11 protein-coding genes are annotated in these 12206 nt (G+C 60.7%); 9 read left to right on the plus strand and 2 right to left on the minus strand.

The window, feature by feature from the left end:
- Nucleotides 1–34 precede the first annotated feature (34 nt).
- The 3 genes from PspS35_RS15410 to PspS35_RS15420 all read left to right on the plus strand — a co-directional run bounded on the left by PspS35_RS15410 (nucleotide 35) and on the right by PspS35_RS15420 (nucleotide 3122).
- Nucleotides 35–409 carry a hypothetical protein gene (locus PspS35_RS15410; protein ID WP_238785873.1) on the plus strand — a complete coding sequence of 125 codons (375 nt, stop codon included), beginning with the start codon at nucleotides 35–37 and terminating at the stop codon, nucleotides 407–409.
- Nucleotides 410–731: 322 nt separating this feature from the next.
- A complete protein-coding gene (locus tag PspS35_RS15415) occupies nucleotides 732–1679 on the plus strand; it encodes a DMT family transporter (RefSeq protein WP_174244818.1) in 948 nt (315 codons plus the stop codon).
- A gap of 99 nt (nucleotides 1680–1778) precedes the next feature.
- Complete coding sequence (locus PspS35_RS15420) at nucleotides 1779–3122, plus strand: MFS transporter (RefSeq protein ID WP_159935608.1); 1344 nt, start codon at nucleotides 1779–1781, stop codon at nucleotides 3120–3122.
- Between the two features lie 65 nt (nucleotides 3123–3187).
- Here the strand turns inward: PspS35_RS15420 and PspS35_RS15425 are convergent, their stop codons facing one another.
- A complete protein-coding gene (locus tag PspS35_RS15425) occupies nucleotides 3188–3931 on the minus strand; it encodes a class I SAM-dependent methyltransferase (protein ID WP_174244819.1) in 744 nt (247 codons plus the stop codon).
- 103 nt (nucleotides 3932–4034) lie between these two features.
- Between PspS35_RS15425 and PspS35_RS15430 the strand changes: the two genes are divergently transcribed.
- From PspS35_RS15430 to PspS35_RS15455, 6 genes are all read left to right on the plus strand, one after another.
- Entirely contained in the window at nucleotides 4035–4391 is a 357-nt protein-coding gene (locus PspS35_RS15430; protein ID WP_159935610.1) for a VOC family protein, read from the plus strand.
- Between the two features lie 286 nt (nucleotides 4392–4677).
- Nucleotides 4678–5592 (plus strand): FkbM family methyltransferase, encoded by a 915-nt coding sequence (locus PspS35_RS15435; protein ID WP_159935611.1) that lies wholly within the window; start codon nucleotides 4678–4680, stop codon nucleotides 5590–5592.
- A 32-nt stretch (nucleotides 5593–5624) separates the two neighbouring features.
- Nucleotides 5625–5765, plus strand: a complete 141-nt coding sequence (locus tag PspS35_RS15440; protein WP_159935612.1) for a hypothetical protein — start codon at nucleotides 5625–5627, stop codon at nucleotides 5763–5765.
- Between the two features lie 303 nt (nucleotides 5766–6068).
- Nucleotides 6069–6923 (plus strand): 4-hydroxy-tetrahydrodipicolinate synthase, encoded by an 855-nt coding sequence (gene dapA, locus PspS35_RS15445; RefSeq protein WP_159935613.1) that lies wholly within the window; start codon nucleotides 6069–6071, stop codon nucleotides 6921–6923.
- A 149-nt stretch (nucleotides 6924–7072) separates the two neighbouring features.
- Nucleotides 7073–8449 carry a cystathionine beta-synthase gene (locus PspS35_RS15450; RefSeq protein ID WP_159935614.1) on the plus strand — a complete coding sequence of 459 codons (1377 nt, stop codon included), beginning with the start codon at nucleotides 7073–7075 and terminating at the stop codon, nucleotides 8447–8449.
- Nucleotides 8446–9612 (plus strand): cystathionine gamma-synthase, encoded by a 1167-nt coding sequence (locus tag PspS35_RS15455; protein WP_159935615.1) that lies wholly within the window; start codon nucleotides 8446–8448, stop codon nucleotides 9610–9612. The genes PspS35_RS15450 and PspS35_RS15455 overlap by 4 nt, the downstream gene beginning before the upstream one ends.
- A gap of 394 nt (nucleotides 9613–10006) precedes the next feature.
- Here the strand turns inward: PspS35_RS15455 and PspS35_RS15460 are convergent, their stop codons facing one another.
- Complete coding sequence (locus tag PspS35_RS15460) at nucleotides 10007–12205, minus strand: OsmC domain/YcaO domain-containing protein (protein ID WP_159935616.1); 2199 nt, start codon at nucleotides 12203–12205, stop codon at nucleotides 10007–10009.
- Between the last annotated feature and the right edge of the window lies 1 nt (nucleotide 12206).

A 12206-nucleotide genomic window follows, 5' to 3' on the forward strand; every position in this document is an offset into this window, starting at 1 on the left:
CGAATTGGTGTCGTTGGAGAATTATCGAAACAGCGTGTCCCTGGTCGAAGCGCCTCAAGTGGGATGCAAATACGGCAGAACCGTAGTGACTGCGCCGGGAGGGCAGTTGGTTTCCGTTTCTAAGAATGTATCGACGCCGGAGGGTTTCTTTCCGATTGAAGCCGGCAGGCCGCTGCACTTGGTGATGCGCGGCTTGGCCAATGCCAATCGCTCGTGCAGCGTAGGTTTTGTCAGCGAATTTGCGCCGGGCGCCCGCTACGTGATCAAGGGTGGAATTGTCGACAGCCCAGGCGCGCTGAGCGGTTGTCACATTGACATATTCAATGTGGATTCAGGCGCGCGCGTCCCCATGGCCCGAGAGCCGAAAATGGAGCGCAATTGTGCGTTGGACCGAATACCGACGCTCTAGTTAGACATTGCACCTATGCACTGCGCGACCGCTTGCCAGAACCCTAGAAGGTTAAACAGGCCCCAAGGTCGCGCATGGCGAATGACTCAATCGGCCCTTGAAGTCATACGATCTCTACTGCTTGACCCTGTCTATCTCTTCTTCAATGAAACCACCTAAAACACCTTATTAATTCCATAAAAACAAAGCCCGCCGCCATCCCGCAGAAAACCGCCCTTGCCCATTCCCGTTAAACACGCTACAAACCCGTCATGAAGTTGTACGACAACCTAAAAATAAATGACCATCCCCGACGATGGCCGCCACTGCACGAGCCCTTACCATGACAGCCCCTGCTCCCACCCTTTTCCCGCGCCACATCGCCGTAATGATCCTGCTCTGCATGGGTTGTGCCTTCGCCGGCAACCACATCGCCGCGCGCGTAGCCTTCGACGATGGCGCGGGTGTGCTCCTGGCCATTTTGCTGCGCTCCGGCGGCACCTTGTTGGTGCTGGGCGCGCTGGTGCTCTGGCAACGCCAAAGCCTGCGCCTGCCGTCGGGGGCATGGCGCTGGCAGTTGCTGTTGGGGCTGCTCATCACCGCCCAAAGCCTGTGCCTTTACTCCGCCGTGGCCCGCGTACCGGTCGCGCTGGCGTTGCTGGTGGCCAACGTGTTCCCGATTTTGCTGGCACTGCTGACCTGGGCATTCGGCGGCCCGCGCCCGACGGTTCGCACCGCGCTGTTGATGGGCTTGATTCTGGTGGGCCTGGTGTTTGTGCTGGACGTCCCTGGCCGGCTCTCAGCCGACGCCGACATCGGCCCGCAATGGCTGCTCGGCGTGACCCTCGCCCTGTGCGCCGCCTTGGTGTTCGCCTGCGCGCTGTGGATCACCGATCACAAGTTGTCCCAGGTACGCGGTTCGGTGCGCAGCCTGTTGACGATCTTCATCGTGTTCAGCAGCGTCAACCTTGCGGGCTGGAGTGGCGCCCTTGCCGACGGCCTGAACCCGCCAGCCAGCCTGACGGGTTGGCTGGCACTGGCGACGCTGGTGGTGCTCTATGGCACCGGTTTTATCGTGCTGTTCATGTCGGTGCCGCGCCTGGATATGCCGCGCAATGCGCCGGTCATGAACATTGAGCCGCTGGCGACGTTGCTGATGGGCTGGCTCGTGCTCGATCAAATGCTCAGCGTCGGCCAGGTAGCGGGCGGCGTGATCGTCGTCGCAGGTATTGTGCTGCTGACGTACCGCAAGGCCGCTGCGCCGCCAGTCAAGGCCGGGCAAGCGCGCTGAAGTCGCTGCTGACTACGCGGAGGACTCTTTTGAACCCCGCCGCCCGCCCACCGCCTCGGATAATCAGGCATCCCCCTGCGCATCCCGAGGCCTTCCCCCATGACGAACTCATCCACCGAACAGGTCAGCCCCCAAACCCTGAGAAAGGTCATCATCGCCGCCGGCATCGGTAACTTCGTCGAGTGGTTTGACTTCGCTGTCTACGGCTTCCTCGCCACCACCATCGCCCAGCAATTTTTCCCCAGCGGCGACGCCAGCGCGGCGCTGCTCAAGACCTTCGCCGTGTTTGCCGTGGCCTTCGCTTTCCGGCCGTTGGGCGGGATTTTCTTTGGCATGCTCGGCGACCGCATCGGGCGCAAACGCACGCTGGCGATGACGATTTTGCTGATGGCCGGCGCCACCACCTTGATCGGCCTGCTGCCCACGTACGCGGCCATCGGCGTCGCGGCGCCGATTCTGTTGTCGCTGATCCGCTGCGCCCAGGGCTTCTCCGCCGGCGGTGAATACGCCGGGGCCTGCGCCTACTTGATGGAACACGCCCCCAGTGACAAACGCGCCTGGTACGGCAGTTTCGTACCAGTGTCGACGTTCTCCGCATTCGCCGCTGCTGCGGTGGTGGCGTACGCCCTCGAAGCGTCGCTGTCCGCCGAGGCAATGGGCAACTGGGGCTGGCGCCTGCCGTTCCTGATCGCCGCGCCGCTGGGGCTGGTCGGGCTTTACCTGCGTTGGAAGCTGGATGAGACGCCGGCCTTCCAGGCCGTGAAGCAGGAACACGCGGTCGCCCACTCTCCGCTCAAGGAAACCCTGCGCAACCATGGTGCGGCGATCTGCTGCCTGGGCGCCTTTGTGTCGCTGACCGCGCTGTCGTTTTATATGTTCACCACCTACTTTGCGACGTACCTGCAAGTGGCGGGCGGGCTGAGTCGGGCGGTGGCGTTGCTGGTGTCGCTGATTGCGTTGATTTTCGCTGCGGCGATCTGCCCGCTGGCGGGGCTGTATTCGGACCGGGTGGGGCGTCGGGTCACGGTGATGACGGCGTGTGTGCTGCTGATGGTGGTGGTGTATCCGTCGTTCCTGATGGCCAGTTCCGGCTCGTTCGCGGCGTCGATCGTGGGGGTGATGTTGCTCGCGGTGGGGGCGGTGTTGTGCGGGGTGGTCACGGCAGCGTTGCTATCGGAGACCTTCCCGACGCGCACGCGGTACACCGCCTCGGCGATCACCTACAACATGGCCTATACGATCTTCGGCGGCACCGCGCCGCTGATGGCGACCTGGTTGATCAGCACCACTGGCAGCAACCTGTCACCGGCGTTTTACCTGATTGCCGTGGCCTTGTTGGCACTGGCAGGCGGGCTGGCGTTGCCGGAGACGTCGAGGATCTCGCTGCATGATGTGGGTTCAGAAGAAAAAAGCGCAGCGGCGGTGCTTTCGCGTCAGGCTTAAAAAACGGTATAGGCTTGCCCGCGACGGCGGCGGGTAAGCCATAACAACCGAGCACAGCCGCGTCCTCAGCGCTTCACACACACAAACAACGCGTTCCCGGTCGTACCACCCCAAGGCGTAATCCGCTCATAGTCATGTTCAAAAACCTGCACTTCAAAATGCGCCTGCAACAGTTGCTGCAGCTCGACGAAACTTAGCGCGACCATCGCGTGCTCGTCCTGCCAAGCCTGCGTCACGCCCGCCGTGGTCTTCTCGATACTCAGGCGCAACGCCTGCTGCTCGCCCTCCCCGCTGTAGTGCCAGCCGGATCCGAAAGTGAAGTGGCTGCCTTCCCACTCAACGCTATGACGCACCAGCAGACGGTTGTCGATGTGCAGCTTGTCCACCGCGTTGAAACAGAACACGCCATTTTCCGCGAGTGCGCCGTGCACGCTCGTCAGGCATGCACTCAGTTGTGCGAGCCCGGCGTTGTAATGAGTGGAGTAGAGAAAGCAGGTGATCAGGTCCTGGGGTTCGTCGACCTGGAAACCCGCCATGTCCTGGCGGCTGAACCGTGCCTCTGGGCAGCGCAGTTGCGCGAGGTCCAGCATCGACTGGCTGATGTCCAGCCCACAACTGCGGTAGCCGAAATCGAGGAAGTGACGCACGTGGGGCCCGGTGCCACAGGCCAGGTCCAGGTGCCGGCGCCCGTCATTGCCGAACAATTGGTGCAAGCGACGAACGCTGTGGCTCTGCGCGCGGTAGTCGATGTCGGCACACATCAGGTCGTAATAGATGGACAGGTCGGTGTACAGCGCGTTGGTGGACATAGGTGGCCAGAGGGGTCGGCGGGAATTTCGCGGCGGCATGGTAACTCAGTCCGGCGCGAGAACCGTTACACTCGCGCTTCAATCATCAGCCAAGGAGGCAACCATGAGCGTTCGTGGGCAAGACCGACAGATCGACAACATCGAATTCAACGTAGGCGACATCGCCCGCAGCAAGGCCTTCTACGGCGCAGTGTTCGGCTGGACATTCGTGGACTACGGGCCCGCCTACACCGAATTCAGCGACGGACGGCTGACGGGTGGGTTGACCACGGGAGAGCCCGTTCGACCGGGTGGCCCGCTGGTGATTCTGTATGCCGATGATCTGGAAGGTGTGCAGCAGCGGCTCAAGGCCGCAGGCGCGCTGATAAGCCGCGAGACCTTTTCATTCCCAGGCGGGCGCAGGTTCCACTTCGTAGATCCGGACGGGTATGAGCTCGCGGTGTGGTCGGATCGTCAGTGAGCGGTCGCTGCACGACGATTGCGGGCCACGCTGTTTCTGTGGCCCGCAGTCGCCTCAGAACGCGTATTTTGCCGTCACCGTGAAGTTACCAGTGCAATGCTCCCAAGGGCTCGGCAGGGGTGCACACGCTGGACCGCGCCTGTGCCGCACCTGGCTCGGGATGGCATTGAGCTCTCCAGATCGACATTGAGAGGCTTGCCTAACTGCGCTTCCCACGTGAGGGCCCTGCGCGTAAGATCCGTCCTACATTAGAATACAAAGAAGATACAAGACGGAGAGCTTATCGATGGAAAGTGAAGCGCACGCTAGCACAACAAAAACCACTCATAACAGCTCAAGCCTGCTTTCAAAGATCTCCCACAGAATAATCAGAAAACTTCGAAAGCATTCAAAGATTCCTATCAACTACAAATACCGAAACTTTTCAATCAAACTCCCTTCGCACCATTTATTGCCCGAATATCAAAAAACGCACGCTAAATATGATCGATTTCTTCCGCACCTGACACGCTACATCGATGACTCGGAAACGATTGTAGATATCGGCGCCAATATCGGCGATTCATTGGCAGGCATGGCCGAGAAAAATGCGACGGCACATTATATTTGCATTGAAGCCGATGATTCTTTTTATCGGCACTTGGAAGAGAATGTCTCAAGAATAAAAGCCTTCATTCCCCAGCTTAACGTTCAGACCATAAAAGCGCTGGTCGGGAAAAACATTTCCAACGTATCACTCGATGGAAAAGATGGCACCAAACATGCCGTCGTACACAATGATGGCGGCATCCTCTCGTCTCCCCTGGATGAACTGATCCCCGAAGCATCCAGCGTGCGCATTTTGAAAAGCGATGTCGATGGATTCGACTACGATGTCCTGGACTCGTCCATGGCGGTGATTAAAAAACATAACCCCATGCTTTTTTTCGAATGCCAATACGATTACGAGTACCAAAGAACCGGCTACGCACACACGCTCAACACACTTGAAGCAGCCGGCTATTGCGACTGGACAGTATTTGACAACTTCGGCGAAGTCGTTATTCGCACCAGCGATTTGAGTATCGTGTCCCAATTGATGACCTACATATGGCAACAAAACATCGGGCGCTCCACTCGTACCATTTATTACTACGATATCCTGGCCGTCCAGAAAAACGACTCAGCCCTCATAGACAACGTTCTTAAAGACTATAACTAAGCGAGGCGTTTCCCTTTCGGGTGGCCATCAATGTGTCCTACAGCGTCGACAAAGATGAGTACACGTGGGTGTACCACCTTTACGTCCTGACTGACTACGCCAGGTTCTACGAGTCGAGTACCGGCAAGGGCGCGATTCTCTACTCAGGCACGCGCCTCCACACCCTCGAATAAAAAGCCCACAGGCAAGTTGACACACCTCGTAATATTCCCTGAAGATGGAGCCCTTCTTCAGGGTGTGTCAGCTAATGTCCGCAACCTCTTTCGTTAACCGTTCCGTCATTGGCTTGATTGCCAAGGCGCAAGGTTGCGTTGCGCACGCCCTCAAATCGAAGAAACAGTCGCTCATGTGATCGGGGCGCGCTGTCCCGTCAGATGAGCTGACAGGACATTGAGCGCGGACTCCCTCCTCCCCCTGCACAATTGCCCATGCCCCTCTGACGGTGACTTGATCGGTCAACCTTCAGGAGTAAGTGCATGTCATCGTTTCAAGGTATCTGGGTTCCCGTGGTGACACCGTTTCAGGACGGTGCCATCGACGTTATCGGCCTGCACCGGCTGGTCAGCCACCTGCTGGCAAAGCAGGTGGCCGGGATCATGGTTTGCACCACCACTGGCGAAGCCGCGTCGCTCAGCCGCCAGGAACAGTTGGACGTGCTGGATGCGGTATTGCAATGGGTGCCCGCCCATCGCGTGGTGATGGGCCTGGCGGGCAATAACCAGCGCGAACTGTTGCAATTGCAGGCCGAAGTTCTCCAGCGCCCGGTGGCGGGTTTGCTGGTGCCGGCACCGAGTTACATCCGCCCATCCCAGGCGGGCCTTGAAGCGTTCTTCCGCACAGTGGCCGATGCGTCCAGCGTGCCAATCATTCTGTACGACATTCCGTACCGCACCGGCGCGACCTTCGAGCAGGCCACCTTACTCAACATCGTCGAGCATGAGCGCATCGTGGCGATCAAGGACTGTGGCGGCAACCTGGGCAATACCCTGGCGTTGCTGGCCAGCGGCAAGGTGGATGTGTTGTGTGGCGAGGATATCCAGATCTTCAATGCCTTGTGCCTGGGGGCGTCAGGCGCAATTGCTGCCTCGGCCCATGTACACACCGAGCAGTTTGTGGCGCTCTGGCAGCAGGTACGCGACAACCAGTTGGCCGAGGCCCGCACTACGTTTTTCCAGTTACTGGGGTTGATCAACACGATGTTCATCGAGCCCAACCCGGCGCCAGTGAAAGCCGCGCTCGCGTTGCAGGGCTTGATTGGCAGCGAGTTGCGCGCCCCCATGCAGCGCGCCAGTGAGGCCACCGTGACCCAACTCGACAGGCTACTGCGCTAAGCCGTACACCTGTGGCCAGGGCGCGCACCCTCGCCACAGGCACAGCGTCGCCCATGCGCCAAAAACAGACAGGCAGCCGACCGCTCGGTTGCGACGCACCCAATACCGACCTAGTGTTTCATGTCTCCTCTGCGTCCCCAGGTGATGACATGCCTACGCCTTCACGACCCGCGGTACTGGAACTGATCGGCAACACGCCGCTGGTTCGCGTCAGCCGCTTCGATACCGGCCCCTGCACGCTATTGCTCAAGTTGGAGTCCCAGAACCCCGGGGGTTCCATCAAGGACCGCGTCGGCCTGGCCATGATCGACGCCGCCGAACGCGACGGTCGCCTGGGCCCCGGCGGCACCATCATTGAGGCCACTGCCGGCAACACCGGCCTGGGCCTGGCACTGGTGGGCCGGGCCAAGGGTTACCGCGTGGTACTGGTGGTGCCGGACAAGATGTCCACCGAAAAGGTGCTGCACCTCAAGGCTATGGGCGCCGAGGTGCATATCACCCGCTCCGATGTAGGCAAGGGCCATCCCGAGTATTACCAGGACATGGCAGCGCGCCTGGCCCAGGACATTCCCGGTTCATTCTTCGCCGACCAGTTCAACAACCCGGCCAATCCCCAGGCTCACGAAACCAGCACTGCGCCGGAGGTCTGGGCGCAAACCCAGCATGACGTGGATGCCATTGTGGTCGGCGTCGGCTCGGCAGGCACGCTCACCGGCCTGACCCGTTTCTTCAAGCGCGTGCAACCGCAGCTGGAAATGGTCCTGGCCGATCCGGTGGGCTCGGTGATGGCCGAATACAGCCGCAGCGGCCAGTTGATCACCCCTGGCTCATGGGCCGTGGAAGGCATCGGCGAGGACTTCATCCCGTCGATTGCCGACCTGTCGAGCGTGCGCCAGGCCTATTCCATCAGCGACGAAGACAGCTTTGATCACGCCCGCCAACTGCTCAAGGCCGAGGGCATTCTCGGCGGGTCTTCCACCGGCACGCTGCTCGCCGCAGCCTTGCGCTATTGCCGCGAACAAACCACGCCCAAGCGCGTGGTCAGCTTTGTGTGCGACACCGGCACACGGTACCTGTCGAAGGTCTACAACGACCAGTGGATGACCGACGCGGGCCTGCTGCACTACACACACTACGGCGACCTGCGCGACCTGATCGCCCGCCGCTTCGAAGACGGCCGCGTGATCAGCGTGAGCCCCGACGACACCTTGCTCACCGCGTTCCAGCGCATGCGCCTGGCCGATGTGTCGCAATTGCCGGTGCTGGTCAACGGCCGCGAACTGGTGGGGGTGATCGATGAGTCCGACATCCTGCTGGGGCTGCACCACGATGCCGCGCACTTCACGATGATCGTCGCCAGCGCCATGACCGACAGCCTGCAAACCCTGGCCCCCAGCGCCAGCCTGATCGAACTGCAAGCCGAACTGGATCGCGGTCTGGTCGCCATCATTGCCGACGCAGACGGTTTTTACGGCCTGATCACCCGCGTCGACCTGCTCAACCATCTGCGGAGATCCCTTGCATGAGCCAGCCCGATAAAAGCGCGTTTGCCACCCGTGTGATCCACGCCGGGCAATTCCCCGACCCCACCACCGGCGCGCTGATGCCGCCGATCTACGCCAACTCCACCTACCTGCAAGACAGCCCCGGCGTGCACAAAGGCTTCGACTACGGCCGCTCCCACAACCCCACGCGGTTCGCCCTGGAGCGTTGCGTGGCGGACCTTGAGGGCGGCAGCCAGGCGTTTGCCTTTGCATCCGGGCTGGCGGCGATTTCCACGGTGCTGGAATTGTTGGACGCGGGCGCGCACATCGTCTCCGGCAATGACCTGTATGGCGGCACCTTCCGGTTGTTCGACAAGGTGCGCCAACGCAGCGCCGGGCACCGCTTCAGCTTTGTCGACTTGAGTGATGTACCGGCGTTTGAAGCGTCGCTGCAAGACGACACGCGCATGGTCTGGGTCGAAACCCCAAGCAACCCGCTGCTGGGCCTGACTGACCTGGCCGCCATCGCACGCATCTGCCGGGATCGCGGGATCATCTGCGTGGCCGACAACACCTTCGCCAGCCCATGGATCCAGCGCCCGCTGGAGTTGGGCATTGACGTGGTGGTGCACTCCAGCACCAAATACCTCAATGGCCACTCCGATGTGATCGGCGGCATTGCCGTTGTCGGCGACAACCCCGAACTGGCTGAACGCCTGGGCTTTCTACAAAACTCCGTGGGCGCCATCGCCGGCCCCTTCGACGCCTTCCTGACCCTGCGCGGCGTGAAGACGTTGGCCCTGCGCATGGAGCGTCATTGCAGCAACGCCCTGGACCTCGCCACCTGGCTGGAACAGCAGCCGCAGGTCTCACGGGTGCACTACCCCGGCCTCGCCTCCCACCCACAGCACGCCTTGGCCCGCCAACAGATGCGCGGGTTTGGCGGGATGATTTCAGTGGACCTGAACAGCGACCTGGCCGGCGCCACACGCTTTCTGGAAAACGTGAAGATCTTCGCCCTGGCCGAAAGCCTGGGCGGCGTGGAAAGCCTGATCGAACACCCGGCGATCATGACCCATGCCAGCATCCCGGCGGCTACGCGGGCGCAGTTGGGGATTGGCGACGGGCTGGTGCGGTTGTCGGTGGGGGTTGAGGATGTAGAGGATCTGCGGGCAGACCTGGCACAAGCCCTGGCCCACCTCTAACTGCGCTACCGGGTTTGTGGGGGGGAGCGGGCTTGTGTGGTTAGCGGGGGGACTTATGGTGAACAGGCTTGTGTGGTGAGCAGGGGGACTTATGGTGAACAGGCTTGTGTGGTGAGCAGGGGGACTTATGGTGAACAGGCTTGTGTGGTGAGCAGGGGGACTTATGGTGAACAGGCTTGTGTGGTGAGCAGGGGGACTTATGGTGAACAGGCTTCTGTGGTGAGCGGGCTTGCCCCGCGCTGGGTGGCGAAGCCGCCCTAAACCAGGCGATCGGGTTCTTGCTGATGCTACGCGGTGCTTGCTATTGGGGCGGCTTCGCAGCCCAGCGCGGGGCAAGCCCGTTCACCACAGAAGGCCGGCTCACCACAACACGCCAGCGCCCCGCTACAAGCGATCAGTTCGACTTAATGTTCGCCCGTGCGCTGTGCAGCTTCTTGTAGCTCTCGATCAAGCGCAGATGCCGGTCCAGCCCTTCCAGTTTGATGCTGGTCGGCGTCAACCCATGGAAACGCACGCTGCCATCGACCGAGCCGATCACCGCGTCCATCCGCTCATTGCCGAACATGCGGCGCAAGTTGGCCTCGTAGTCCGCCAATACCAGGTCGTCGTCCAGTTCCATCTCCAACACCGCGTTCAGCGCCTGGTAGAACAGGCCACGGTCGGCGGTGTTGTCGTTGTACTGCAGGAACATCTCCACGCACTCCTTGGCCTCTTCGTATTGCTGCAAGGCCAGGAAGATCAGCAGCTTCAACTCCAGGATGGTCAGTTGGCCCCACACCGTGTTGTCGTCGAACTCAATGCCGATCAGGGTGGTGATATCGGTGTAGTCGTCCAGCTCGCTTTCGATCAGGCGCTCGACCAACGCCTGCAACGCGTCATCGTCCAGGCGGTGCAGGTTGAGGATGTCCTCACGGAAAAACAGCGCCTTGTTGGTGTTGTCCCAGATCAGGTCGTCCACCGGATAGATTTCCGAGTAGTCCGGAACCAAGATGCGGCATGCGGTGGCGCCGAGGTGCTCGTACACCGCCATGTAGGACTCTTTGCCCATGCCTTCCAAGATGCCGAACAAGGTCGCCGCTTCTTGAGCGTTGGAGTCTTCGCCCTCGCCGCAGAAGTCCCACTCGACAAATTCATAGTCCGACTGCGCACTGAAGAAGCGCCACGACACCACACCGCTCGAGTCGATGAAGTGCTCGACGAAGTTGTTCGGCTCCGTCACCGCCTGGCCTTCGAAGGTCGGTTGCGGCAAGTCGTTCAAGCCTTCGAAGCTGCGGCCTTGCAGCAGTTCGGTAAGGCTGCGCTCCAGCGCCACTTCCAGGCTTGGGTGCGCGCCGAACGAGGCGAACACACCGCCGGTGCGCGGGTTCATCAGGGTCACGCACATCACCGGGAACTCACCGCCCAGGGAGGCATCCTTGACCAGCACCGGGAAGCCCTGGGCTTCCAGGCCTTCAATGCCCGCCACAATGCTTGGGTACTTGGCCAGCACCTCGGCCGGTACGTCCGGCAAGGCGAATTCACCTTCGATGATTTCGCGCTTGACCGCCCGCTCGAAAATCTCCGACAGGCACTGCACCTGGGCTTCGGCCAGGGTGTTGCCCGCACTCATGCCGTTGCTCAGGTAGAGGTTTTCGATCAGGTTGGACGGGAAGTACACCACCTCGCCATCGGACTGGCGCACGAACGGCAGCGAAACAATGCCGCGCTCTTCATTGCCAGAGTTGGTGTCGAACAGGTGCGAACCACGCAGCTCGCCTTCGCGGTCATAGACCTTGCGGCAGTAGGCGTCGAGGATCTCGGTCGGCAGTTCGTCGTTGGGGCCAGGCTGGAACCAGCGCTCGTCCGGGTAGTGCACGAACGGCGCGTTGGCCAACTCCTCACCCCAGAACTGGTCGTTGTAGAAAAAGTTGCAGTTGAGCCGCTCGATGAACTCGCCCAATGCCGACGCCAGGGCGCCCTCTTTGGTCGCGCCCTTGCCGTTGGTGAAGCACATGGGCGAATGCGCATCGCGGATATGCAACGACCACACGTTGGGCACGATATTGCGCCACGACGCGATCTCGATCTTCATCCCCAGCCCGGCGAGGATCGCCGACATATTGGCGATGGTCTGTTCCAACGGCAGGTCCTTGCCGGCGATGTAGGTGCCGCCTTGCGAGGTACTACCGGGCATCAACAACGCCTGGGCGTCGGCGTCGAGATTTTCGACTTCCTCGATGACAAACTCCGGCCCGGCCTGCACCACTTTTTTCACGGTGCAACGGTCGATGGAACGCAGGATGCCCTGGCGGTCCTTGTCGCAGATATCCGCCGGCAATTCGACCTGGATCTTGAAGATCTGGTTGTAGCGGTTTTCCGGGTCGACGATGTTGTTCTGGGACAGGCGGATATTGTCGGTGGGGATATTGCGGGTCTGGCAGTACAGCTTCACAAAGTACGCAGCGCACAACGCCGACGATGCCAGGAAATAATCGAATGGCCCCGGTGCCGAACCGTCGCCCTTATAGCGAATCGGTTGGTCGGCAATCACCGTGAAGTCATCGAACTTGGCTTCAAGCCGCAGGTTGTCGAGAAAGTTGACCTTGATTTCCATG

This window comes from Pseudomonas sp. S35, from assembly GCF_009866765.1.
Taxonomy (GTDB): Bacteria; Pseudomonadota; Gammaproteobacteria; order Pseudomonadales; family Pseudomonadaceae; genus Aquipseudomonas.